The organism is Micromonospora noduli (genome assembly GCF_003264475.1).
Lineage (GTDB): Bacteria > Actinomycetota > Actinomycetes > Mycobacteriales > Micromonosporaceae > Micromonospora > Micromonospora noduli.
Genome location: NZ_PYAC01000009.1, coordinates 94,035 through 118,609, shown reverse-complemented (window position 1 = coordinate 118,609; position 24,575 = coordinate 94,035). Strand labels below are relative to the sequence as shown.

General features: G+C 72.0%; 18 protein-coding genes and 1 pseudogene. 13 read left to right on the top strand and 6 right to left on the bottom strand.

The genetic code is table 11. The annotated features are described in order from the left end of the window. Positions 1–1,056 carry an AAA family ATPase gene (locus MED15_RS13070; protein ID WP_091407670.1) on the bottom strand — a complete coding sequence of 352 codons (1,056 nt, stop codon included), beginning with the start codon at positions 1,054–1,056 and terminating at the stop codon, positions 1–3. A gap of 273 nt (positions 1,057–1,329) precedes the next feature. Between MED15_RS13070 and MED15_RS13065 the strand changes: the two genes are divergently transcribed. Then, entirely contained in the window at positions 1,330–2,121 is a 792-nt protein-coding gene (locus MED15_RS13065; protein ID WP_112582757.1) for a cysteine hydrolase family protein, read from the top strand. A gap of 218 nt (positions 2,122–2,339) precedes the next feature. Then, the gene (leuS, locus tag MED15_RS13060) at positions 2,340–5,180 is read left to right on the top strand and encodes a leucine--tRNA ligase (RefSeq protein ID WP_112735746.1); all 2,841 of its coding nucleotides are present in this window, start codon (positions 2,340–2,342) and stop codon (positions 5,178–5,180) included. Positions 5,181–5,395: 215 nt separating this feature from the next. On the opposite strand, the gene MED15_RS13055 is transcribed toward leuS, so the two are convergent. The 5 genes from MED15_RS13055 to MED15_RS13035 all read right to left on the bottom strand — a co-directional run bounded on the left by MED15_RS13055 (position 5,396) and on the right by MED15_RS13035 (position 10,175). Beyond that, positions 5,396–6,610: a TolB-like translocation protein gene (locus MED15_RS13055; protein ID WP_146762995.1), complete on the bottom strand. Its 1,215-nt coding sequence runs from the start codon at positions 6,608–6,610 to the stop codon at positions 5,396–5,398. Positions 6,611–6,744: 134 nt separating this feature from the next. Beyond that, complete coding sequence (locus MED15_RS13050; protein WP_112582754.1) at positions 6,745–7,542, bottom strand: aminoglycoside phosphotransferase family protein; 798 nt, start codon at positions 7,540–7,542, stop codon at positions 6,745–6,747. Further along, entirely contained in the window at positions 7,539–8,222 is a 684-nt protein-coding gene (locus MED15_RS13045) for a TVP38/TMEM64 family protein (protein ID WP_112730745.1), read from the bottom strand. Before MED15_RS13045 ends, MED15_RS13050 begins: the two co-directional genes overlap by 4 nt. After that, positions 8,219–8,938: a type 1 glutamine amidotransferase gene (locus tag MED15_RS13040; protein ID WP_091407683.1), complete on the bottom strand. Its 720-nt coding sequence runs from the start codon at positions 8,936–8,938 to the stop codon at positions 8,219–8,221. The genes MED15_RS13045 and MED15_RS13040 overlap by 4 nt, the downstream gene beginning before the upstream one ends. Continuing rightward, on the bottom strand, positions 8,928–10,175 hold the full coding sequence (locus MED15_RS13035; protein ID WP_091407686.1) for a MurT ligase domain-containing protein: 1,248 nt from the start codon (positions 10,173–10,175) through the stop codon (positions 8,928–8,930). The genes MED15_RS13040 and MED15_RS13035 overlap by 11 nt, the downstream gene beginning before the upstream one ends. A 355-nt stretch (positions 10,176–10,530) precedes the next feature. On the opposite strand from MED15_RS13035, the gene mraZ reads away from it, so the two are divergent. The 11 genes and pseudogenes from mraZ to MED15_RS12980 all read left to right on the top strand — a co-directional run bounded on the left by mraZ (position 10,531) and on the right by MED15_RS12980 (position 24,369). Further along, positions 10,531–10,962: a division/cell wall cluster transcriptional repressor MraZ gene (gene mraZ / locus MED15_RS13030; protein ID WP_030488958.1), complete on the top strand. Its 432-nt coding sequence runs from the start codon at positions 10,531–10,533 to the stop codon at positions 10,960–10,962. A gap of 206 nt (positions 10,963–11,168) precedes the next feature. Next, a pseudogene (rsmH, locus tag MED15_RS13025) lies at positions 11,169–12,206 on the top strand (16S rRNA (cytosine(1402)-N(4))-methyltransferase RsmH); the annotation flags it as partial. A gap of 61 nt (positions 12,207–12,267) precedes the next feature. Continuing rightward, entirely contained in the window at positions 12,268–12,873 is a 606-nt protein-coding gene (gene ftsL / locus MED15_RS13020; RefSeq protein WP_112605082.1) for a cell division protein FtsL, read from the top strand. Between the two features lie 3 nt (positions 12,874–12,876). Next, on the top strand, positions 12,877–15,084 hold the full coding sequence (locus MED15_RS13015) for a penicillin-binding transpeptidase domain-containing protein (protein WP_112735744.1): 2,208 nt from the start codon (positions 12,877–12,879) through the stop codon (positions 15,082–15,084). A gap of 52 nt (positions 15,085–15,136) precedes the next feature. Next, positions 15,137–16,699, top strand: coding sequence for a UDP-N-acetylmuramoyl-L-alanyl-D-glutamate--2,6-diaminopimelate ligase (locus tag MED15_RS13010; protein ID WP_112582750.1), 1,563 nt, complete (start codon positions 15,137–15,139; stop codon positions 16,697–16,699). Further along, positions 16,696–18,093, top strand: a complete 1,398-nt coding sequence (locus MED15_RS13005) for a UDP-N-acetylmuramoyl-tripeptide--D-alanyl-D-alanine ligase (protein ID WP_112582749.1) — start codon at positions 16,696–16,698, stop codon at positions 18,091–18,093. The genes MED15_RS13010 and MED15_RS13005 overlap by 4 nt, the downstream gene beginning before the upstream one ends. Continuing rightward, entirely contained in the window at positions 18,090–19,214 is a 1,125-nt protein-coding gene (mraY, locus tag MED15_RS13000; RefSeq protein WP_030334519.1) for a phospho-N-acetylmuramoyl-pentapeptide-transferase, read from the top strand. The genes MED15_RS13005 and mraY overlap by 4 nt, the downstream gene beginning before the upstream one ends. 226 nt (positions 19,215–19,440) lie before the next feature. Then, complete coding sequence (locus tag MED15_RS12995; protein WP_112582748.1) at positions 19,441–20,886, top strand: FtsW/RodA/SpoVE family cell cycle protein; 1,446 nt, start codon at positions 19,441–19,443, stop codon at positions 20,884–20,886. Then, positions 20,886–21,992, top strand: coding sequence for an undecaprenyldiphospho-muramoylpentapeptide beta-N-acetylglucosaminyltransferase (gene murG / locus MED15_RS12990; RefSeq protein ID WP_091407701.1), 1,107 nt, complete (start codon positions 20,886–20,888; stop codon positions 21,990–21,992). Before MED15_RS12995 ends, murG begins: the two co-directional genes overlap by 1 nt. Beyond that, the gene (gene murC, locus MED15_RS12985; RefSeq protein WP_112582747.1) at positions 21,989–23,554 is read left to right on the top strand and encodes a UDP-N-acetylmuramate--L-alanine ligase; all 1,566 of its coding nucleotides are present in this window, start codon (positions 21,989–21,991) and stop codon (positions 23,552–23,554) included. The genes murG and murC overlap by 4 nt, the downstream gene beginning before the upstream one ends. Beyond that, positions 23,551–24,369 (top strand): cell division protein FtsQ/DivIB, encoded by an 819-nt coding sequence (locus MED15_RS12980; RefSeq protein WP_112582746.1) that lies wholly within the window; start codon positions 23,551–23,553, stop codon positions 24,367–24,369. The genes murC and MED15_RS12980 overlap by 4 nt, the downstream gene beginning before the upstream one ends. The last annotated feature ends 206 nt before the right edge of the window (positions 24,370–24,575 follow it).

Genomic DNA, 24,575 nt, shown 5'->3' with positions numbered 1-24,575 from the left:
TCATGGCCTCCGCGGCTCGTAGGGTGCGCGACCGTTGCCGGTGGCGGGGGGCCGGGTGTCGTACGGGTTGCGCTGCCGGTCGTGTGGCAGCGGCAGGCGGTGCACCAGCTCGGAGACGATCGCGTCGGTGGTGCGCCGGGCGAGCTGGGCGTCGGCGGTCGGGATGATCCGGTGGGCGAGCACCGGCACCGCCAGGGCCTGCAGATCGTCGGGCAGGACGTAGTCGCGGCCCTCCAGGGCGGCGACCGCCCGGGCGGTGCGCAACAGTTGCAGGGTCGCCCGGGGGGACGCGCCGAGCCGCAGGTCGGGGGCCTCGCGGGTGGCGGTGACCAGGTCGATCGCGTACTGCTTGACCGCGTCCGCCACGTGCACCTGCCGGACGGTGGCGATCAACTGCCGGACGATGGCCGCGTCGGAGACCGCGCGCAGCTCGTGCAGCGGGTCGGTGGCGCCGTGCCCGTCGAGCATGGCCAGCTCGGCGTTGGAGTCCGGGTAACCCATCGCGATGCGGGCGGTGAACCGGTCGCGCTGCGCCTCCGGCAGCGGGTAGGTCCCCTCCATCTCGATCGGGTTCTGGGTGGCGATCACCATGAACGGGGTCTGGAGCTGGTACGTCACCCCGTCGACGGTGACCTGCCGCTCCTCCATGCACTCCAGCAACGCCGACTGGGTCTTCGGCGAGGCGCGGTTGATCTCGTCGCCGACCACCAGGTTGGCGAACACGGCGCCGGGGCGGAACTCGAAGTCGTGCGTCTCCTGGTTGTAGACGCTGACCCCGGTGACGTCGCTGGGCAGCAGGTCGGGGGTGAACTGGATCCGTCGCACGGTGCAGTCGATGGACCGCGCGAGGGCCTTGGCAAGCTTGGTCTTGCCGACACCCGGGACGTCTTCGATCAGGAGGTGACCCTCGGCGAGCAGGACGGCCAGGGCGAGCCGCACGGTGGCGGTCTTACCCTCGATGACCTGCTCGATGTTGGCCACGATGGCCTCGCTGGCGGCGCGGAACTCGTCGTGCGGCAATAGGCCGCCCACCTCGTCCCAGGTCTGTTGTGTCACGGGCCTCCTCCTCGTCGCCGTCACGGCAGCTCTCTAGAGAGCACCTGGACCCGCCGTTGGGTTCGCGACGTCGAGCCTCGTTTGCCGCAGGAATCTCACTGGTCTCTCAGGCTAACCATGTTTGTCGTTATCGCCGACCCCCGCAGGTAGTCCGCCGCTTACGCACCGGAATATCCGCCCTTCGGGAGATGCGTGACCAGTCCGCACGCGGGTATCCGGTGGCCCGCCCGCATGGCCCACCGGTCGGCGGCAACGTAACCGGGGGAGAACAGCGTGTGGCGGGAGCGGGACATCTACGGGCAGGCCGACGACGGCGGCGTCCGTCTCGGAGGTGGCGTGGCGCAGTGGCGGCTGCACGCCGACCACGTCGACGTGGCCACCGGCGCCGGCGAGCGACGAGCCCGTATCGAGGCCGAGTTGCTGCCTGTCGTGGTGGACCTGGACGCGACCGCCCTGATCCTGCTCGACCTGCAGAACGACTTCTGTTCTCCGGGCGGCTGGACCGACCGCTCCGGGCTGGACCACACGGCCTGCCGGGCGGCGATCCCCGGCGCCGTACGGGCGGTGGAGGCGGCCCGCCAGCTCGGCGTACCGGTGATCTGGGTGTACTGGTACAACCGACCTGACCTGCGCAACCTCGGCGCGCCCACACTCTGGTCGTTCAAGCACCGCCTCGACCAGGCCGGCATCGGGGAGCAGTTGGACCACGGCCCGGTGCTGACCGAGGGATCGTGGGGCGCCACGCTGGTCGACGAGTTGCGGGAGCTGGTGCGTCCCGAGGACGTGCAGGTGGAGAAGTACCGGATGAACGGCTTCCATGCCACCCACCTCGATCAGGTGCTGCGCGCCCAGGGCATCCGCACCCTCCTGTTCGGCGGGGTCAACACCGACCAGTGCGTCAGCACCACTGTCGAGGACGCGTACTTTCGGGACTACGCCACAGTGCTACTGACCGACGCGACAGCCACCTCCAGCCCCGCCTACTGCAAGGACGCCGTGGTATTCAACTCCCAGCAGTGCTGGGGCTTCACCTCCGACACCGCCCGGTTCGCCGCGGCCGCGTGACCGCCTCGCGTCCTGCCTGGCGGCGGTACGTCGTCGCACCGCACGGCGAGGTACACTGCGGGGCATGGCCGGAGTCTTCCTGCTTCTTACCGGGCCGTGCTGATGCGCTGAACCCAGCGACAGCACGGCGGCCCCTCCTGCGCGAGGGGCTTTTTTGTGCCCGCCGCCGGCCCGGCCCGGTGGTGCCGAGACGAAGCGAAGCGAAGCGAGGAGAGACGATGAGTGAGGCAGCCGCACCGGCGGGCGACATTCCCCCGTTCCGGTACACCGCGGCCCTGGCCGACGAGATCGAGATTCGTTGGCAGGACACCTGGGCGCGCGAGGGCACCTTCCACGCACCGAACCCGACCGGCCCGCTGGCCGACCCGACCCACCCACGCGCGGGCGCGGAGAAGCTGTACGTGCTGGACATGTTCCCGTACCCCTCCGGAGCGGGCCTGCACGTCGGCCATCCGCTGGGCTACATCGGCACCGACTGCTACGCCCGCTACCAGCGGATGGCCGGCCGCAACGTGCTGCACGCGATGGGCTTCGACGCGTTCGGCCTGCCCGCCGAGCAGTACGCGGTGCAGACCGGCACCCACCCCCGGACCACCACCGTCGCGAACATCGAGCGGTACAAGGCGCAGCTGCGCCGGCTGGGGCTGGCGCACGACGAGCGTCGCTCGGTGGCCACCATCGACACCGACTTCTACCGCTGGACCCAGTGGATCTTCCTGCAGATCTTCAACTCCTGGTACGACCGCGACGCCGGCCGGGCCCGTCCGATCGCCGAGCTGATCGCCGAGTTCGAGGGCGGTAACCGGCCCACCCCGGACGGCCGCGCCTGGGCCGAGCTGAGCGTCGCCGAGCGCCGCCAGGTCGTCGACGACCACCGCCTGGCGTACGTCTCGCAGGCGCCGGTGAACTGGTGCCCGGGGCTGGGCACCGTGCTGGCCAACGAGGAGGTCACCGCCGACGGCCGTTCCGAGCGGGGCAACTTCCCGGTCTTCAAGCGCAACCTGAAGCAGTGGATGATGCGGATCACCGCGTACGGTGACCGGCTGCTGGACGACCTGGACAGCCTGGACTGGCCCGAGCCGATCAAGCTGATGCAGCGCAACTGGATCGGCCGCTCCACCGGCGCCCACATCGACTTCCCGACCAACGCGGCGCCGGTGCGGGTGTTCACGACCCGCCCGGACACCGTCTTCGGCGCCACCTACATGGTGCTGGCACCCGAGCACGAGCTGGTCGACACGCTGGCCCCGGCCAGCTGGCCGGACGGGACCAGGGACGCCTGGACCGGCGGGCACGCCAGCCCCCGGGAGGCTGTCGAGGCGTACCGCAAGGCGGCGGCCGCCAAGACCGACGTCGAGCGGCAGTCCGACACCAAGGAGAAGACCGGCGTCTTCATCGGCGCGTACGCCACCAACCCGGTCACCGGTGGGCAGATCCCGATCTTCATCGCCGACTACGTGCTGGCCGGCTACGGCACCGGCGCGATCATGGCGGTGCCGGCGCAGGACGAGCGGGACTGGGCGTTCGCCGAGGTCTTCGAGCTGCCCATCGTCCGTACCGTGCAGCCGGCGGAGGGCTTCGACGGCAAGGCGTACACCGGGGACGGCCCGGCGATCAACAGCGCCGCGCCCGAGCGCGGCCTGGACCTGAACGGCCTGGGGGTCGCCGACGCCAAGGCGGCGATCATCGCCTGGCTGGAGGCGAACGGGCACGGCATGGGCGCGGTGACCTACCGGCTGCGCGACTGGCTGTTCTCCCGGCAGCGTTACTGGGGCGAACCGTTCCCGATCGTCTACGACGAGACGGGCGCGGCCATCGCCCTGCCGGAGGAGATGCTGCCGGTCGAGCTGCCGGAGGTGGACGACTTCTCCCCGAAGACGTTCGACGCCGACGACGCCAACAGCAACCCGGAGACCCCGCTGTCGCGGCGGCGCGACTGGGTCGAGGTCGAACTGGACCTGGGTGACGGGCCGAAGCGCTACACCCGGGAAACCAACGTGATGCCGCAGTGGGCCGGCTCCTGCTGGTATGAGCTGCGCTACCTGGACCCGACAAACAGCGGGCGGTTCGTCGACGCGGAGAACGAGCGGTACTGGATGGGCCCGCGCGCCGACGGTGACTGCGGGGGCACCGACCTGTACGTCGGTGGCGCCGAGCACGCCGTGCTGCACCTGCTGTACGCGCGGTTCTGGCACAAGGTGCTGTTCGACCTGGGGCACGTGTCCTCGTTCGAGCCGTTCCGCAAGCTGTTCAACCAGGGCATGATCCAGGCGTACGCGTACACCGACTCGCGCGGCAGCTACGTGCAGGCCGAAGAGGTCTTCGAGCGCGACGGCGCCTACTACCTGGGTGACCTGGCGGTCAACCGCGAGTACGGCAAGATGGGCAAGTCGCTGAAGAACGTGGTGACGCCCGACGACATGTGCGCCGCCTACGGCGCGGACACCTTCCGGGTGTACGAGATGTCGATGGGCCCGCTGGAGGTCTCCCGCCCCTGGGAGACCCGGGCGGTGGTCGGCTCGTACCGGTTCCTGCAGCGGGTGTGGCGGGCGGTCGTCGACGAGCAGACCGGCGCCCTGCGGATCACCGAGGACCCGGCCGACGAGGCGACCCGCCGGCTGCTGCACAAGGTGATCGACGGGGTCCGTGGCGACATGGACGGCATCCGGTTCAACACGGCGATCGCCAAGCTGATCGAGCTGACCAACGGGCTGACCCGACTGTCGGCCACGCCTCGCGAGGTGGCCGAGCCGCTGGTGCTGATGGTGGCGCCGTTCGCCCCGCACGTCGCCGAGGAGCTGTGGCGCAAGCTGGGCCACGACACCTCGCTGACGTACGCGGACTTCCCGACCGCCGACCCGGCGCTGCTGGTGGCCGACACGGTGACCTACCCGGTGCAGGTCAACGGCAAGGTCCGTGGCCGCATCGAGGTCCCCGCCGACGCCTCCGAGGAGAGCGTCCGCGCGGCGGCCCTGGACGCGGTGGCGGCGACCCTGAACGGCAAGGAACCGCGCAAGGTCATCGTGATCAAGGGCCGGATGGTCTCGGTCGTCGCCTGACACCCTGTCGATCAGGGCAGCGGGCGGTCCGGCGCGAGCGACACGCACCGTGACGTCCACGGAGGCGGGCACCGCGTTGAGCGTTATGACTCAGAGGCATAAATATGCCTCTGAGTCATAACGCTCTTCGGCGCATCCGCCGCCGGTCGCCGCAAACCCGCTCGTGCAGTCGCCGGATCAACCAGACCAGCCGCCCGGCGGCTGCGCTCCGGTGGTCACGGGCAGGGCGGCAGTGGCGGCAGCCGGTCCGGGCGCAGCAGCGAGTACGCGTGCTGCTGTGCGGGGTCCGAGTTGTTGTCCGGGTCCACCAGCAGCGCCTCGCCCAAGACGACCGCGTGGGCGTGATCGGCTGTCAGCCGCACGTACGACCCGGTTCGTAGGTCGGCCACGTACCAACCCAGGTGGTACTGGAAGATCACCAGGTCTCCGACAGCCCTGGGCGTGGCCACCTTGTGGAAGGGGTCGACGGTCGGGGGTCTGGTGCCCGGTGGCAACGAGGTAGCGGCAGCCGGAGCCGGCGGAGGGGTCACGCGGAACACGCGGACCGGTGCCGCCCAGTCCGGTCGCCAGACGGTCAGGGTGCGCTCGTCGCGGGACACCCAGGCCGTGGTCTGGCCGTCGGTGGTCACGTCGACGGTGGTGCCCGGTCCTGGGCTCGGCTGCGGCGCGGACCCAGCCTCACCGTCCGGACCGACCGCGTTCAGGTGGCCCGTGGCCCGATCGAACCAGAGCAGGTCGGCGCCGTGGAACCCGACACCGGCCACCGGGCCGGCGGCCACCGTGCGGACCGTCCCGGCAGCCAGGTCGTGCAGGGTCAGCTCGTTCCGGTCCTCGCCGAGGACCTTGGTGACGGCGAGCTTCCCGTCGCGCAACGGGGGCCGGTGGAGGAAGTCCGCGGTGCCCAGTAGCTGCCGTGGTGCGGCCCCCGACTCCGCGTCCCAGGCGAAGAGTTCGGAGCCACCGCCGCCGTGGGGTGCCGCTCGCATGAGGCTGCTGCGGGCGTACACCAGCCAGCGCCCGTCGAAGACGCCCCACAGTGGGAAGGTGAACATGTCTGGCATGGTGGCCACCTCCCTCCGTCGGCCGTCCTCCTCCTGCCAGACCAGCGTCATCGAGCCGCCGCGCTGCACAGTGGCGAACGCGGAGCGGCCGTCCGGCGCCGGGGTGAGCGCCGCCCACTTTTCCCCGGGATCCTGCGGCAGGCGACTGTCACGGATCGCGTCCTGCCAGCTCGGTGGCATGGCGACCGGGCAGAAGTCGGCGAGCGGTGGGGCGGTCACCCGTGTCGCGGGCGGTGCCTCGGCCGTGGCGGGCGGCGACGATGCTGCCGGTGGATCATTCGGGGTGCACGCCGCGAGCAGCGCCGCCGCGAGGGCAGCAACGAGGGCGAAGGCTCGGGAACCGATCCTGGCTCGGGGCAAGGGCTTCACGGCCGCAGACGCTAGATCGCGCTGGCGCTGCCCGATGCCCTGCCGGCGGGATCGTCGTCCGGCTGTTACCACCGCCGACCCGGCGCTGCTGGTGGCCGACACGGTGACCTACCCGGTGCAGGTCAACGGCAAGGTCAGTGGACCTGTCGCCCCGGCGGAGGACAGGCGGTCACCGCTACGACACTGCGATGGGTGTACAGCCAGTTGTGCCAGCGGCGTATTCCGTCGGGCACGCCTGAGGCGCGCAGCCGGAGCATGGCCGGCTCGCCCCGCTCGGCGCCGGCGTCGATGCCCCGCCAGGTGCTCCCGATCTGATCGAGCATCACGTCCACCAGCTCACCCCGGTCCAGTGCCGGCGACGCCGCCTCGTAGGCGTCGCAGAGAACGCGACACCGTCGGCCCAGTTCGGCGGGATCGGCATCCTCTCCCAACGCCGCCCAGTGCCAGCCGGCGAACGCCACGTCCTCGATCCGCCGGCCCGGCGCGGCCAGGTCCCAGTCGAGGAAGGCAACCGGGAGCGGCCCGGCGGGGAAGTCCCGGTACACCGTGTTCTTCGGGGACAGGTCGCGGTGGCACACGGTCTCGGCGTCGCCGGACAGGTCGGTGTCCGCGCACGCGTCGTGCAGCCGCCGGATCAGCTGGCCCAGTCGCACCAGCGCCGGGTCGGCGAAGAATTCGGGGTCCTCCCGGTCCCGCCACGGCACGCGCCCCGGGACGTAGCTGAGCATCTGCCGACCGTGGGCGTCGACGCCCAGGTGGCGGGGCGCGAGGTCCGCGCCCACCCCGGCCAGGTGGCGCAGCAGCGCGCCGACGAAGTCCAGGTTGGCGGGCGGGGTACGTCGTACCGTGTCGCCGACCCGGACCACGGCGGCGATGAATCCGCCGGTGAGTGGCTCCTCGGCAGAGCTGTCGGTCGGCTCGGGCACGGTCATACCGGCATGCGACGGCGCTGGCGTTCGGCGCGCCACCACTGGTGGATGAGCACCAGGCTGGCGATCAGGCCGAGGCTGGCCGGGGCGGCGGCGTACCAGTTGACGTGGCCCGGGGAGCTGACCGCCGCGCCGATCGCCGCGTAGCCGAAGGCGGTCGGCGCGGACGCGATCACGCTGCCGGCCAGGAACGGCAGCACTCGGGCGCCGGTCGTGCCGTAGCCGTAGCTGACCAGGCCGAAGCCGGCGATCGGCAGCAGCCGGACGGTGACCACACCGAGCACGCTCTGCCGGGCGAACCAGCCGTCGAGGCGGGCCAGGCGACCGCGGACCCGTTCGGCTACAAACTCCCGGCCGAGCAACCGGCCGACAGTGAACCCGATCGCCGCCGCCACCAGCGCGGCGCCCAGGGCGTACGCGGCGCCCTCCAGCGGGCCGAAGATCGCACCTGCGGCGAGCGTGATGAAGGTCCGGGGCACCAGCGCGACCAGCAGCAGCGCACCACCGAGGATCGCCGCCACCGGGGCGAGGTCACCCAGCCGGTCGGCGACCTGCGGCAGCCGCGCCGGATCCGGCCGGGGCACCAGCAGCAGCAGTAACCCGCACCCGCCGATCAGCAGCACGAGCAGGGCGAACCGGGCGGCCGACGGCTGCCGGAGCAGCCGCCGGACGGCACGGATCATGCCCGGGCGGCGGCCACCGCGGAGCGGCGCTCGTTGCGGAGCCGGTCCGACCAGGTGTCGTCCAACGGCGGGAGCTGGTGTGCCCCGGTGGCCCAGCGCAGCAGCAGGTCGGCCAGGGCCGGGTTGCGAGCCAGCGCCGGCCCGTGCGAGTAGGTGCCCAGCAGCTTGCCGCGCCACGCGCCCTCGGTGGCCCCGTCGTTGCCCACCCCGGCGGTGACCCGGGCCAGCGGGGAGACCTCTGGACCGAGGTGGGTGCGGCCGCCGTGGTTCTCGAAACCGGTCAGCGGGGGCAGGCCCAGGCGGGGGTCGATCTCACCGGCCAGCTCGCCCACGGCCCGGCTCTCACCCCGGTCGGACCGCAGGTCGAGCAGCTCCAGCCCGCGGCACTGCACACCCTTGGCGAAGAACGAGGTGCCGAGCAGCTGGTAGCCGGCGCAGACGCCGAACACCACCGAGCCCTGCGCGACGGCGCGGTGCAGGCCGCCGTCGGCCAGCAGCCGCTGGGCGCCGAGCGCCTGCGGGCCGTCCTCGCCGCCACCGACCAGGTAGATGTCGGCGGTCGCGGGCAGCCGCTCGTCGGAGCGGACCTCCAGCACCTCGACCGGCATCCCACGCTGACGGGCCCGCCGGGCGAGGATCAGGGCGTTGCCCCGGTCTCCGTAGGTGGAAAGCAGGTCGGGGTAGATCCAGACGATGCGCAGACTCTCAGATGACACGGTCCAACTCCGCTCGGATGTCCTGGAACGCGGTGTAGTTCGCGATGACCTCCAGCCGCCCGGGCGGGACCGACCGGAGTGCGTCGTCGAACGTGCGGACGTGCTGGAACGGCACGTCGTTGACGTCCAGTCGAACCGCCAGGTCGTACGCCCGGTCGCCGGTGATCAACACCTGCCGGCCGCGCAGCGGGGCGAAGTCGACGTCGTAGAGCCAGGAGGTGTCCAGACCGTCGGGGTCGCGCGCGTTGATGGAGAGCAGCGTCGGCGCGTCGTCGGCCATGTCGAACGCCTCCAGCCAACTGGCCGGGTTCTTGGCCAGCAGCAGCCGGATGTTGCGCCCGTCCTTGTCGACCTGGGCGTAGCGACCGGCCACCGAGGTGACGATGCCGAGGCGGGACACCGCGTCGACCGGGCGGACGCCGAACTCGGCGGCCACCGCCAGCGCGGTCGCCGCGTTGCCGAGGTTGACCTTGCCGGGCAGTTGGAGGGAGACCTTGTGCCAGGCGCCGGTGGGGTCGAGCACGCCCTCGTCCTCCACGACCCAGTGCGGCTCCGGTCGGCGCAGCGGGCAGCCGGTGCACCACCACTGCTCGCCGGAGCGCTGGATGGTGGAGCCGCACTCCGGGCAGACCCAGGAGTCGTCGTGCCAGCGTTGGCCGGCACTGAACCACGTCACGTGCGGCGGGTTGATGCCCCGGGCGGGGTCGCCCGGTGGGGTGGCGGCCCACACGACCAGCGGGTCGTCGGCGTTGGCCACCACCCGTACGTCGGTGTGCCGGACCAGCGCCGCGCGCCAGAGCTGCGCCATCATGGCGACCTCCTTGGCGCGGTCGAGCTGGTCGCGGGAGAGGTTGAGCAGGGCGACCACGTGCGGCTCGGTCGCCTCCAGCACCTGCGCCAGGTAGTGCTCGTCGACCTCCAGCACCGCGTACGGGGTGCTGCCGGCCTTGGCCAGCGCCGAGGTGTGCCCGCTGGGCATGTTGGCGCCGAACGAGTTGGTGGCGACCCGGCCGAGCACGCCGACCGCGGCGGAGGTCAATCGGGTGGTGGTGGTCTTGCCGTTGGTGCCGGAGACGAGCGCGATCGCGCGCCCGGCCGACAGGTGGGCCAGCAGGTCCGGGTCGATCTTCAGGCCGATCCACCCGCCGATCACTGAACCGTCGCCACGGCCGGCCGCCCGGGAGAGCGCCGCGGCGGTCCGTGACACGGAGCTGGCCACCTTGGCCCGTAGGGGCATTTTCGCGTCCGTCACGCGAGCGAGGTTACCGGACCGCCGGCCCCACCAGATCGCCGCCGACGGTGAACCGTTCGGCCGTGGTGGCTGCGCTGGCGGCCGGGTCGGCGTCCCCCGGACGGAGTCGATCTATGTCGGAAAGCGGACCACGCCGAGGAGCGGCCGGAGCCCTCCACTCCGCTCCACCCCTTGTGACGTGCGGTTTTGCCGTCGGGTCAGGCGCGCCACGCGGGCGAATTTGGTTGCGGGTGGAGGGAAGTGGAGTAGAGTGGGGACCAATGGTGAGGCCGGGAGGGCTCACCGGCCCGGGGGGTCAGCGGCGCCGCGAACGCCGCTCAAGGGCGAGGGGGTTGGGCCGATGTTCCTCGGCACCCACACTCCGCGCCTGGACGAAAAGGGCCGGTTGATCCTTCCGGCCAAGTTCCGGGATGAGCTGGCGGGGGGTGTCGTGGTCACTAAAGGGCAGGAGCGCTGCCTCTACGTCTTCCCGACCCCTGAGTTCCAGCGGATCGCGGAGCAGTTGCGCGCACAGCCGATGACCCACAAGGCGGCCCGGGCCTACAGCCGGGTCTTCTTTGCCAGCGCGCACGACGAGGTTCCGGACAAGCAGGGCCGGGTGACCATCCCGGCTCATCTGCGGGCCTATGCCGCGCTGGACCGCGAGTTGGTGGTGATCGGCGCGAGCACGCGGGTGGAGATCTGGGACAAGGTCGCCTGGGAGACCTACCTCGCCGAGAGCGAAGACGACTTCGCCGACATCGAGGAGGGGGTGCTGCCCGGCGGTCTGTAGGGCGGTAACGGCGCCCGACGTACTGCGAGATCTCCAGCCGCTTTCGAGTTCCTGGCATCACTTCCCCGGTGCCAGGCGCACGATCCAGTCATTGGGCGACGGTCCGGTGTCAGGCGGGAGCGGATGGGGATCTGGCGGTACGACGGCAGCGCCGTCCGACGACAGGCGCACGAGAAGAACGGACGTTTCAACCAGTGGGGGTCATCATGGGGGAGTTGCGCGGCACGCACGTGCCGGTGCTGCTCGAGCGGTGTCTCGAGCTGCTGGCCCCCGCGCTGGGTCGAGGCGGCCGGACGGTCTACGTCGACGCGACGCTCGGTCTGGCCGGGCATGCGGAGGCGGTGCTGGAGGCGCATCCGGAGACGGTCCTGATCGGGCTCGACCGGGACACCGAGGCGCTCGCTCACGCGCGGGTCCGGCTGGCCCGGTTCGCCGATCGGGTGCACCTGGAGCACGCCGTCTACGACGAGTTGCCGGACGTACTGGACCGGCTGGGCTATCCGGCCATCGACGGCATCCTGTTCGACCTGGGTGTCTCGTCGTTGCAGTTGGACGCGCCCGACCGAGGGTTCGCGTACGCCCAGGACGCGCCGTTGGACATGCGGATGGACCAGACCCGGGGGGTGACCGCCGAAGAGGTGGTCAACACGTACGCGCATCCGGACCTGGCCCGGGTGCTGCGGGTCTACGGCGAGGAGAAGTTCGCCGGCCGGATCGCCTCGGCGATCATCCGGCAGCGGGAGCGGGCCCGGATCACCTCGTCCGCGCTGCTGGCGGAGCTGGTTCGGGACTCCATTCCGGCACCAGCCCGACGAACGGGTGGGCACCCGGCAAAGAGAACGTTTCAGGCTTTACGGATCGAGGTAAACAGAGAGCTGGCAGCGCTGGAGACAGCGTTGCCATCCGCACTCGACGCACTGACCGTGGGCGGTCGCATGGTGGTCCTGTCCTACCACTCGCTGGAGGACAGGCTCACCAAGGCGGCCCTCACGGACCGGGTCCGCAGTAAGGGCCCGATTGACCTCCCGGTCGAGCTTCCCGGGTCCGGTCCGACGTTCCGGCTGCTCAGCCGGGGCGCCGAGCTGCCGGGGGAGGCGGAGGTCGCCGCGAACCCGCGGGCCGCCTCGGTGCGGCTGCGGGCCGCGGAGCGACTCGACCCGAACGCGACAGAGCAGGGGCGGACCGACCGCGAACGGTCTCGCCGACGGGTGAAGGGAATGCACCAACCGGGCACGGGGTCCGCCTGATCCGTGGGGGGTCAGGGGCACCGGGACGGCTAGAGGGACGGACGTTAGGGGGAGGGACATGAGCATTGACAAGCGCGACCGCCGGGACGTCACCGGCGGCGGGCAGCGCGCACCGCGGTCGGGGGGCCGGACCGCGGCGGAGCGGGCTCCGCGCCTCGGAAACGGTACGCCACGCATCGATCGAACGAATCGGCAGGGGGAGACTCGCGCCCGGGGGGCGCGCGAGTTCCCGACTCAGGGCACCGCCGCGCTGCGACCGGTCGAGAAGGCCGCCAGCGCCACCAGCGCCCGGCCGCCGCGGCTGCGGGTGGCGCCGCCGCCGCCGATCTCGGTGCCGCGTGCGCCGTTCGCGGCGCTGATCGTGGTGCTGGTGGTCGGCGGGGTGCTGGGCATCCTGGCGGTCAACACCAAGATCAATGAGAACGCGTTCCGGCTGGAGCGGTTGCAGCAGCAGCAGGCTCGACTGGACCTGGAGAAGCAGCAACTGGACAAGCAGATCGCCGACGCCGAGGCGCCGGGCAACCTGACCGCCGAGGCGCGGCGGCTGGGCCTGGTCGACGCCGGCGAGCCGGGCTACATCCGGCTGCCGGACGGCAAGACCCTCGAGGTGCCGCAGCCGGCGAACGGCCAGCCGTCGGTGACCAGCCAGGGTGCGGGAGGCTGACCGGTGCCACCAAGGTCGGACGAGCCGCGCCGGGACCCTACGGGGTCCCGGCGCGGTTCTGCACGTGATGCCGGGCCCGCCGACGGGGAGCCGCGCACCGGCGAGCCGGGCATCGGGGGCATCTCCGGCGCCCGGGCGTACACCCCGAGAGGTCGGACCGTCCGGGAGGAGCGCGGTACGCCTGCGCGCGGTCAGGGCGCCGAACAGCGGCGTACGCCGCGCAGCACCCGGTCCGGTGACCCGTTCCGGCCGGCGTTGCAGGTGCTCGACGGCGGTCGGGCCGCCGCCCGGTCCGGCCGGCGCGACGCTCCGGCGGCCGGCCGCGGTGGGGTGGTGCGCACCGTCGCGCCGCGTACCCCCCGTGGCCCGGGTGGGGACGAGCCGCCGCCGCGTCGCCGGACGACGCCAAGCGCGCCGCGGCGCACCGACCGACCGGCGGCCCGCCGGCCGTCGCGCAAGCCACGACGCCCGCCGAAGCTGGCCGACTCGCGGCTGCGGCTGCGGCTGGGCACCGTGCTCGCCCTGACGCTCTTCGCCACCATCGGGATCCGGCTGATCTACCTCCAGGCGGTCGACGCTCCGGCGTACGCAGGGGGCGGCATCGCTGACCGGCTCCGCACGGTCGAGCTGCCGGCGCCGCGGGGCGCGATCTACGACAGCACCGGCGCGCCGCTGGCCCGTAGTGTCGAGGCGCGGTACGTGTACGCCGACCCGACCGAGGTGAAGGACTCGGCCGCCGTCGCCAAGGCGCTCTCCCCGCTGCTCGGCATCCCGGTGTCGAAGCTGATGGAGTTGATGAAGCCGCGCAAGCTGGAGGACGGTAAGGCGTCCCGATTCGTGTACCTGGCGCGGGGAGTGGAGATCTCCACCGCCAAGCGGGTGCAGGCGCTTGACCTCCTCGGCATCGGGGTGCACCGCGACGAGCGCCGTGAGGTGCCCGGCGGTGACCTGGCGGCCAACCTGATCGGCTTCACCAGCCAGGACATGGTCGGGTTGGAAGGGCTGGAGGCCCGCTACGACGACGTGCTCGCCGGTCAGGACGGCAAACGGGTGTACGAGGCCGGCCTCGGCGATCTCGCCGCGCCCATTCCAGGTGGCTACAGCCGGACGACCCTCGCCAAGCCGGGCAGTTCGCTCGGCCTCACCATCAACCGCGACCTGCAGTTCCGGACGCAGCAGATCCTCAGCGCGCGCATGGCCCAGGCCCCGGGCGGCACGGGCGCCGCCGTGGTCATCGAGATTCCCTCCGGCGCGGTGCTGGCCCAGGCCAGCAACCCCACCTACGACGCGGCGAAGCCGGTGCCCAGCGACCCGGTCGCCCGGGAGGACGCCGCGACCAGCTTCGTGGTCGACCCCGGCTCGGTGCACAAGGCGATCACCTACGGCGCGGCCCTGCAGGAGGGCGTGATCACGCCGGACACCACGTTGCCGATCGCCAACAACATCAAGATGGGCGACACCTGGTTCTCCGACACCCATCCGGCCAACGGCAGGCGGATGAGCGTGCCGGGGATGCTGGCCTACTCGTCGAACGTCGGCACCATCACGATCGCCGAGAAGCTCGGCCGGGACCGGTTGATCGACTACCAGAAGCGGTTCGGGCTGGGCAAGCCGACGGGCGAGGGGATGCCCGGGGAGGCCAGCGGGCGACTGCTGCCGGCCGACGAGTGGAGCGAATCGTCGCGTGGGTCGGTGCCGATCGGGCACAGCGTCGACGCCACGCCGCTGCAGATGGCCGCCGCGTACGCCGCCATCGCCAACAACGGCACGTACGTGCAGCCGCACCTGGTCAAGGAGGTGATCGGCCCGGACGGCAAGCGCACCCCCGCGCCGGCCCCGCTGACCCGGTCGGTGCTCAGCCCGCAGAACGCGGCGGCCCTGCGCACCATGCTGGAGGCGGTCACCACCGTCGACGGCGCCACCGGCGTCACCGCCGCGGTCCCCGGCTACCGGGTCGCCGGCAAGACCGGAACCGGATCACGGCTGGTCAACGGCAAGATAGAGACCGACAAGGTGTCCTCCTTCATCGGCATGGCTCCCGCCGAAAACCCCCGCTACGTGATCGCCGTCTTCGTCTACACGCCCAACGGCGGGGGCGCGGCGATCGCCAATCCGGCGTTCCGGGACATGATGCAGTTCACTCTGCGTCACTACCGGGTACCGCCCTCGACTGGCGGATCCGCGCCCAAGTTCGTGGTCTATCCGCGCTGAGCAGCGACGGCGGGACATCATCGGTGAGTGCCGACGAACCACCGGGGCGGCTGTGCGGCCGGAACCGGACGACCGGGTAGGGTCTGACGCCGTGCCCGGCAATCCACGTCCACGTACCGTGACCGGAGTCCGGCTCGGTGATCTCGCCGTCCGGCTCGCCGTCGACCTTCCGGCGGACGCCGCCGCGGTGGTCGTCTCCGGGGTCACCCACGCCAGCCAGGAGGTTCGCTCCGGCGACCTCTACGCGGCGTTGCCCGGTGCCCGTCGGCACGGCGCGGAGTTCGCCGCCGGCGCCGTCGAGGCAGGTGCCGTGGCGCTGCTGACCGACCCGGCCGGCGCGGAGTTGGCGGCGGGGACCGGCCTGCCCACCCTGGTGGTACCCGACCCGCGCGCCGTGCTCGGCGAGCTGGCCTCGGCCGTGTACGGCGACCCCACAGCCGATCTCACAGTGATCGGGGTGACCGGCACCGCGGGCAAGACGTCCACCGCATACCTGATCGAGTCGGGGCTGCGGGCCGCCGGGCACACCACCGGGCTGGTCGGGACGGTGGAGACCCGGCTCGGTGATCTGGTGATCGACAGTGTGCGAACCACCCCCGAGGCGACCGACCTGCACGCCATGTTGGCCACCGCCCGCGAGCGGGGAGTTACCGCCGTGGTCATGGAGGTCTCCAGCCACGCGCTGGCCATGGGCCGGGTGGGCGGTGTGCGGTTCGCCGTCGGCGGTTACACCAACTTCGGCTCCGACCACCTGGACTTCCACGCCGACAGCGACGACTACTTCGCCGCGAAGGCGCAGCTGTTCGACGGGCGCTGCGCGGTCGAGGTGCTCAACCACGACGACCCGGCGTTGAAGCCGCTGCTCAAGCCGACCACTGTCACCTACTCGGCGGCCGGTGACCAGGGCGCGACCTGGTGGGCCGACGGTGTGGGCGGCGAGGGGTACGCCCAGCGGTTCACCGCGCACGGCCCGAACGGCGTGGCAGTGTCCGCCGGTGTCGCCCTGCCGGGCCGGCACAACGTGGCCAACGCGCTGCTGGCCATCGCCACCTTGGTCGGCGCCGGGGTGGACCCGGTGACCGCCGCGGCCGGTGTGGCCGCCTGCGGTGGCGTCCCGGGCCGGCTGGAACTGGTCGACGTGGCCGCGCCGGTGCGCGGGGTGGTCGACTACGCGCACAAGTCGGACGCGATAGTGGCCGCGCTGGCCGCGCTGCGCGAGTTGAGCGCCGGCCGACTGATCTGTGTGATCGGCGCCGGTGGAGACCGGGACCGGGGCAAGCGGCCGGTGATGGGCGCCGCCGCGGCGGAGGGAGCCGACGTGGTGCTGGTGACCGACGACAACCCGCGCACCGAGGACCCGGGGGAGATTCGCGCCGAGGTGCTGGCCGGGGCGTACCGGGCCGGCACTGCCGCCCGGATAATCGAGGTGGCGGGCCGCCGCGCCGCGATCGACGAGGCGGTGCGGCTGGCCGAGCCGGGCGACGTGATCGCGCTGCTCGGCAAGGGCCACGAACGTGGCCAGGAGGTGGCGGGCCAGGTGCTTCCGTTCGACGACAGCATCGAGTTGGCCGAGGCGCTGCGGGCCCGCTTCGGGGACCTGGCGGGTCAGCGGTGATCGCGCTGAGCCTGGCCGAGGTGGCCGCGGCGGTCGACGGGCGGCTGGTGGCCGCCGAACCGGCCGCCACCGTGACCGGATCGGTGGAGTTCGACTCGCGCAAGGTGGGGCCAGGTTCGCTCTTCGTGGCCTTCCCGGGGGAGAAGGTCGACGGGCACGACTACGCGGCGACGGCGATCCAGGCCGGCGCGGTGGCGGTGCTCGGCAGCCGAGAGGTGCCCGGGGTGCCGATGGTGCTGGTCGAGGACGCCCTGACCGCGATGGGCCGGCTGGCCCGCGCGGCGGTGGACCGGCTGCCCGGGCTGACCGTGATCGGCGTGACCGGCTCGTCCGGCAAGACCACCACGAAGGATCTGATCGGTCAGCTCACCGCCCGGCTCGGGGCCACTGTGGCGCCACCCGGCTCGTTCAACAACGAGCTGGGGCACCCGTACACCGCCCTCCAGGCTGACCCGGACACCCGCTACCTGGTGATGGAGAAGGGCGCGCGCGGGGTCGGGCACGTGCGGTACCTGTGCGAGCTGGTGCCGCCCCGGATCTCCGTCGTGCTCAACGTCGGCACCTCGCACATCGGCGAGTTCGGCTCGCAGGACGCCATCGCCCTGGCCAAGGGCGAGCTGGTGGAGGCGCTGCCGCCGGACGGGCTGGCCGTGCTGAACGCCGACGACCCCCGAGTGGACGCGATGGCGAGCCGCACGCAGGCCCGGGTGGTCCGCTACGGCGAGGCGCCCGACGCCGACGTGCGCGCCGAGGACGTCACGCTCGACGAGCGGGGTCACCCGTCGTACACCTTGGTCACCCCGGAGGGGCGCGCGCCGGTGCGGCTCCGGCTGGCCGGCCGTCACCAGGTCGGGAACACGCTGGCGGCGGCGGCGGTCGCCCGGGAGCTGGGCATGCCGCTGGCCGAGCTGGCCACGGCCCTCGGTGAGCTGGGGCTGGTCTCGACCCGACGGATGGACGTCTTCGACCGCCCCGACGGGGTGACCGTGATCGACGACTCGTACAACGCCAACCCGGCCTCGATGGCGGTAGCGGTGCGGGCGCTGGCGAGCATGGGCCAGGGGCGGCGTACCGTCGCGGTGCTTGGTTACATGGCCGAGCTGGGCCCGTTCGAGTACGACGGCCACGCCGAGGTCGGCCAACTGGCGGCCGAGCTGGGTGTCGACCGGCTGCTCGTGGTGGGTGAGCCGGCCGCGCCGATCCACGAAGGCGCGACAGCGGTAGCAAACTGGGGAGGAGAGTCGGTGCTGCTCACCGATCAGGCGGCGGCCGTCGAGGTGCTGCGGAGCGAGCTACGACCGGGTGACGTCGTCCTGGTCAAGGGCTCCCGGTACCGGACCTGGGAGGTGGCCGACGCCCTGCGCGCCGACGCCGGTGGGGAGTCGACCCGATGAGGGCGGTCATCGTCGCCATCGGGGTGGCCTTCCTCGTCTCGCTCTTCTGCACCCCGATCGCGATCAAGGTGTTCACCCGGCTCAAGGCCGGTCAGCCGATCCGGTCCGACGGCCCCGCCATGCACCAGGGCAAGAAGGGCACGCCCACGATGGGTGGCGTGGTCTTCATCCTGGCCACTGTGATCGCGTACGTGGCCGGGCACCTCGCCCTGACCACCCTGCCGGACCAGCAGATCGCCCAGGTGGAGCCGACGATCACGGCGCTGGTGCTGCTGGGGCTGATGGTGTTCTCCGGCGCTGTGGGTTTCCTCGACGACTTCCTCAAGGTGCGCAAGCGCAACAGCGCCGGGCTGAACAAGCGCGGCAAGCTGCTCGGCCAGATCCTGGTCGGTGCGGTCTTCGGGGTGATCGCGCTGTGGTTCCCGAGCACGATGACCAACGGCTCGGGGCTGGCGACCAACACCGAGACGGTGGGCAGCACCACGCTGAGTTTCATCCGGGACATCGACTTCCTGGAGGTCAGCAAGGTCGGGGCGGTGATCATCTTTATCTTCGTGGTGATGGCCGCGACGAACGGCGTCAACCTCACCGACGGCCTGGACGGTCTGGCCACCGGTGCGTCGGTGATGGTGCTCGCCGCGTACGCGCTGATCGCGTTCTGGCAGTACCGGCACTGGTGTGCCGACCCGAACTACACCCAGCCGTACTGCTACGAGGTCCGCGACCCGTTGGAGATCGCGCTGATCGCCGGGGCGGCGGCGGGGGCCTGTGTGGGCTTCCTCTGGTGGAACACCTCCCCGGCGCGGATCTTCATGGGCGACACCGGGGCGCTGGGGCTGGGCGGTCTGATCGCCGGCATGGCGATGTCCACCCGCACCATCCTGCTGCTGCCGATCATCGGCGGGCTCTTCGTGATCATCACGATGTCCGTGGTGATCCAGATCATCTCCTTCAAGACCACCGGTAAACGGGTGTTCCGAATGTCTCCGCTCCAGCACCACTTCGAGCTGGCCGGCTGGAGCGAGGTCAACATCGTGGTGCGCTTCTGGATCATCGCCGGCATCGGCGTGGCCATCGCCCTGGGCCTGTTCTACAGCGAGTTCCTCGCCAACATGACCTGATCCGCGGGGCCGACACGCCCGAGGGGGCGTTCTGGGGGTGTCGGGCGTGTTTAGCGGTGATGATGTCGGGGTGGGGGAGGACATCGGCACTGAGGGCAGGGCGGGCGGGCGGGCGCGGCGGTCGCCGGGCGCGTCGGGGCGTACCGCGGAGGCGGTTGCGCCAACCGACGACGCGCGGGGGCCGGAACCGGGCGCGGCCGCGCGTGCGGCGGACCCGGCGGCGCCCGTGCCGCTGCGCGGTCTCGACGCGGCCGGCGGGCTCGCCGCGCTGCGCGGCCTGCTGGACCGGCCGCTGACCTCCTACTACCTGCTGCTGTCCTGCGCCGGCCTGCTGCTGCTGATCGGGCTGACCATGGTCTTCTCGGCGACCAGCGTGAAGGACTACGCCGAGGACGGCAACGCCTCGGCCTCGGTGACCAAGCAGGCCATCTTCGCGGTGATCGGCATCGGCGCGTTCTGGGTCTGCCAGCGCCTGCCCGCCAGCACCTACCGGTCGCTGGGCCGGCCGCTGCTGTTCACCTCGATCGGCCTCCTGGTGGTGCTCAACCTGCTGGTCGCCTACGCCCGGCTGACCAATCAGCTGTCGGCCAGTTTCGGGCCGGTCGAGGCGCGACTGAACTGGCTGTTCGTCGGCGGGATCCAGTTACAACCCTCCGAGCTGGCCAAGTTCGCGATGGTGCTCTGGGGTGCGCACCTTGTCGCCCGCAAGGGAGCCGCGCTCGGTTGGTGGCGCGAACTGGCCACCCCGCTCTTCCCGGTGGTCGGCCTGCTCTTCGTCCTGGTCGGTTACAACGACACCGGCACGATGCTCTGTCTGCTGGCCCTGGTCGTGGGCCTGCTCTGGGCCGCCGGGGTGCGGATGCGGGTCTTCGGCGCCCTGGCCACTGCCGGTCTGATCGGGATCGGTCTGCTCGTGGCGGTGGCCTCGTTGGGCGCCGGCTCCGGCGAGCGCGGCGCTGACAACTATCGCCTCGCCCGGCTGGACATGTTCTTCAATCCGCCGGACCCGGAGACCTGCAAACTCAACGACTGCCTCCAGTTCTACCAGGGGCGGCTGGCCATCGAGCACGGTGGCTGGTTCGGTGTCGGGCTGGGCAAGGGCAGCCTGAAGTGGGACTGGCTGCCCGAGGCGCACAACGACTTCATCTTCGCGATCATCGCCGAGGAGCTGGGCGTGATCGGGTGCGTTGTGGTGCTCAGCCTCTTCGCGGTCCTCGCGTACACCGGTTTCCGGATCGCCCGGCGGGTCGACGACCCGTTCCGCCGGCTCGCCGCCACCGCCGTGACCACCTGGCTGGTCAGCCAGGCCGTGATCAACATCGGTGGGGTGGTGGGGCTGCTGCCGATCACCGGTCTGCCGTTGCCGTTCATCTCCGACGGCGGAAGTGCCCTGGTGGTGACGTTGGCCGGCATCGGCATGCTGGCGTCCTTCGCCCGCGCCGAACCCGATGCGGCCAGAGCACTGCATGCCCGTCCGCCGGCCCGGTGGGTCCGACTACTCTGGGCCCCGTTGCCGCCGCTTCCCGGCCGGCGTCGCCGACCGGCGACGCCGCCCGCTGGCCGAGGGTCCGTGCCCCGGTCCCGCGAGCGGCGCCATGACGATCAGGCCGCACCGCGCGGGGTCCGACAGGACCGCAGCCGCGGGGGTACGGCGAGCGAGAGGAGACGCTGATGGGTCCGCTGCGTTCGGTGGTGCTCGCGGGAGGTGGCACCGGGGGGCACGTCTACCCGCTGCTCGCCTTCGCCGACTGCCTGCGCCGACACGACCCGGGCGTCCGGATCACCTGCCTCGGCACACCCCGGGGCATGGAGAACGACCTGATCCCGCCGCAGGGCTACGACCTGCGGCAGATCCCGGCGTACCAGCTGCCCAGGTCGGTCAACATGAACCTGGTCCGCACCCCGGGCCGGATGTGGACCGCGGCGCGCGCCGCGGGCAAGGTGATCGACGAGGTGCGCGCCGAGGTGGTCGTCGGCTTCGGCGGGTACGTCTCGGTGCCGGCCTACCTGGCCGCGTGGCGTCGTGAGCTGCCCATGGTGATCCACGAGGTGAACGTGCCACCGGGCGTGGCCAACAAGCTGGGCATGAAGTTCACCAAGAACGTGGCCGTCGGCTTCCCGAACCAGCCGAGCCAGGCCGAGTCGCTGCGGGACGCCACAGTCGTCGGTGTGCCGCTGCGCCGCAGCATCGCCGGCCTGGACCGGTACGCGCTGCGCAACGCCGCCCGCGCCCACTTCGGGCTCCGCCCGGACCTGCCGGTGCTCTTCGTGTCCGGCGGCTCGTCCGGCGCCCGCTCGATCAACCTGGCGGTCTCCGGGGCGGCCAAGGAGCTGGCCCGTAACGGCGTGCAGGTGCTGCACGTGATGGGTGCCCGCAACGAGCCGGTGCCGATCCCCACCGACCTGCCGGTGCCGTACGTGACGCTGCCGTACCTGTCCGAGATGGAGCTGGGCTACGCCGCCGCCGACCTGATGCTGGCCCGGGGTGGGGCGATGACCGTCGCCGAGGTGGCCGCGATCGGGCTGCCCACGATCTACGTGCCGTACCCGCACAGCAACCAGGAGCAGCGGCGCAACGCGCTGCCCGTGGTGGAGGCCGGCGGTGGGCTGCTGGTCGACGACGCGGAGCTCACCCCGGACTGGCTGGAGCGCACAGTCATCCCCCTCATCCGCGACCCGCAGCGGCTCTACAACATGGGTGCCGCCGCCGGGTCGTACGGCCGGCGCGACGGCGACGAGGCGTTGCGTTCCTTCGTGCTGGCGGCGGTGGCCCGATGACCGCGCAGTTCACCCCGGCCGGCACGCTCACCGCCGAGGACCTGGGCGCCGTCCACCTGATCGGAGTGGGTGGGGTGGGCATGCTCGGCGTGGCCCGGCTGCTGCTCACCCGTGGCATCCGGGTCTCCGGCAGCGACCTGCGGGAGTGGCCTTCGCTGGCCGGCCTGCGGGCGCTCGGCGGCACCATCCACCTCAGCCACGAGGTGACCAACCTCGACGGCGTGGACACCGTCGTCTACTCGTCGGCCATTCCGCAGGACCACCTGGAGTTGGTCGAGGCGCGTCGGCGCGGCCTACGGGTGCTGCACCGCTCCGAGGCGCTCGCCGCGGCGATGACCGGCCGTCGGGCGGTGGCCGTCGCCGGCACGCACGGCAAGACCACCACCACCTCGATGGTGACGATGGTGCTCCAGCAGGCCGGAGTGGACCCGTCCTTCGTGATCGGCGGGGAGATCTCCGAGGTTGGTTCGGGCGCCCACCACGGCACCGGCGAGCACTTCGTGGTCGAGGCGGACGAGAGCGACCGCTCGTTCCTCATCTACCGCCCGTACGTCTCGATCATCACGAATGTCGAGGCGGACCACCTGAACACCTACGGCGACTACGCGACGCTGGAGGCGGCGTTCGTGGAATTCGCCCGCCTCACCGACCCGGACGGGTTCATCATCACCTGCGCCGACGACCCGGGCGGTCGGCGGTTGGCCGAGAGCCTGCGGTCCGAGGGACGGCGGGTCTTCACCTACGGCGAGGCCGCCGACGCCGACCTGCGGTTGACCGAGATGGTCTCCTCCGCGCGTGGGGTGCGCTACCTGGCCGCGATCGACGGCCGGTCGCTGGGCGAGTTCCGTCTGCCGGTGCCGGGGCGGCACATGGGGTTGAACAGCGCCGCCGCGGTGCTGGCCGCGTACCTGCTGGAACTGCCGCTGGAGGCGGCGGAGGCCGCGCTGGCGGTCTTCCCCGGGGTGCGACGGCGCTTCGAGCGCAAGGGTGTCGTGGACGGCGTGCTGGTCTACGACGAGTACGCCTACCACCCGACCTCGATGACCCTCGCCATGCAGACGTTGCGCGAGGTCGCCGGGGACGGCCGACTGATCGTCGTCTTCCAGCCGTACCGGCTGTACCGCACCCGCGACAACCAGGCGGAAATCGCCGAGGCGCTGGCCATCGCCGACGAGGTGGTGCTCCTGGAGGTCTTCGGGCCGGGTGAGTTGCGTCAGCCCGGCGAGGGCTCGGCGGCGCTGATCGCGGCGGTGGACCTGCCCGCCGACCGAAAGGTCTTCGTGGAGTCGTGGGAGCAGGCCCCGATCGAGGTGGCCCGTCGCGCTCGCTCCGGGGACGTGGTGGTCACCATGGGCGCCCCGCCGATCTCGCTGATGGGCGACGAGCTGCTGGCCGCCCTGGGTGAGCGTACGGCCGGCTCGGCACCGACCGCGAACGTCGACCCGGTGGCCACCACCCCGGCGATCGGTGATCCGGTGCCGGGCGGGACAACGTCCGGCGGCGACGGCGCGGCTCTCGGTGGCACCGCCGTGCCCGGCGGCTCGGCACCCACGGCCGGATGAGTCCCGGCCCGGCCCGAGGGCGGACCAGCGCCGCCGACGGCGGCGCCCCGCGCCGCGGTCCGGCCCGGCGGTGGCAGTTGGTCCGGGCGGGCCGCGACGCGGTACCGCCCTCGACCCGCCGGTTCATGGCTCGTGCCCGGCAGCGTCGCATGCGTGCGGCGCTGCCGTGGGCGGTGGCCGCCGGGGTGCTCGCCCTGGCCGGGCTGGTCGCCTGGACGGTGCTCGGCACCGGGCTGTTCGGTGTGCGGGAGGTACGCGTGGAGGGCGCCGACCTGGTCACCCCGGTGCAGGTGCACGACGCGGTCGGGGTGCCGGACGGGGTGCCGCTGGCCCGGGTGGACCTGACCGCCGCCGCCCGTCGGGTCGGTGCGCTGCCGGCGGTGGAGCGGGCCACGGTCTCCCGGGACTGGCCCGGCGCGCTGGTGGTGCGGGTGACCGAGCGGACCGCTGTGGCGGTGGTGCCGCAGGGCGAGGCGTTCGCCCTGATCGACCGCAGCGGGGTGGCGTTCCGGACCGTGGAGCGACGCCCCGCCGACCTGCCACAGGTGACGGTGGCCCGGCCGGCCGCCGACGACCCGGGCACCCGGGCCGCGCTGGAGGTGCTCGTCGCGCTGACGCCGCAGCTGCGCGCGGAGCTGGTGGACGTGAACGTGGCGGGGCTGGCCCGGATCAGCCTGCGGTTGCGCGGCGACCGGACGGTGGTCTGGGGCGACGCGACCCGGGGTACGGACAAGGCTCGGGTGGCCACCGCGCTGCTCGACGAGGACACCGATCGGATCGACGTGAGCGCGCCGGATGTGGTGACCTTTCGTTGACCGGTGAGCGTGCGCGGACGTGACCCGTGGCGCTCCGCGCGGCGACACGCCGCCCGGGTCCTTGGCTCATCGCGTGGTGGCGCTTACGTTGCCTCGAAGAGCTTCAGTGGTTGACATAACTGTAAGCCTCTAGTAGAGGGTTAGGGTTTACCCCTGATCCTCGTTGGTGACAGCTGTCGTCGGCCGCTGGTCTGGCCACGCCGTAA

What these genes read in the sequence shown, in the direction of transcription:
- mraZ (WP_030488958.1), top strand. Translation starts at nt 10,531, where the DNA reads ATGTTCCTCGGCACCCACACTCCGCGCCTGGACGAAAAGGGCCGGTTG.
- MED15_RS13035 (WP_091407686.1), bottom strand. Translation starts at nt 10,175, where the DNA reads ATGCCCCTACGGGCCAAGGTGGCCAGCTCCGTGTCACGGACCGCCGCG.
- ftsL (WP_112605082.1), top strand. Translation starts at nt 12,268, where the DNA reads ATGAGCATTGACAAGCGCGACCGCCGGGACGTCACCGGCGGCGGGCAG.
- murC (WP_112582747.1), top strand. Translation starts at nt 21,989, where the DNA reads ATGACCGCGCAGTTCACCCCGGCCGGCACGCTCACCGCCGAGGACCTG.
- mraY (WP_030334519.1), top strand. Translation starts at nt 18,090, where the DNA reads ATGAGGGCGGTCATCGTCGCCATCGGGGTGGCCTTCCTCGTCTCGCTC.
- MED15_RS13045 (WP_112730745.1), bottom strand. Translation starts at nt 8,222, where the DNA reads ATGATCCGTGCCGTCCGGCGGCTGCTCCGGCAGCCGTCGGCCGCCCGG.
- murG (WP_091407701.1), top strand. Translation starts at nt 20,886, where the DNA reads ATGGGTCCGCTGCGTTCGGTGGTGCTCGCGGGAGGTGGCACCGGGGGG.
- leuS (WP_112735746.1), top strand. Translation starts at nt 2,340, where the DNA reads ATGAGTGAGGCAGCCGCACCGGCGGGCGACATTCCCCCGTTCCGGTAC.
- MED15_RS13050 (WP_112582754.1), bottom strand. Translation starts at nt 7,542, where the DNA reads ATGACCGTGCCCGAGCCGACCGACAGCTCTGCCGAGGAGCCACTCACC.
- MED15_RS12980 (WP_112582746.1), top strand. Translation starts at nt 23,551, where the DNA reads ATGAGTCCCGGCCCGGCCCGAGGGCGGACCAGCGCCGCCGACGGCGGC.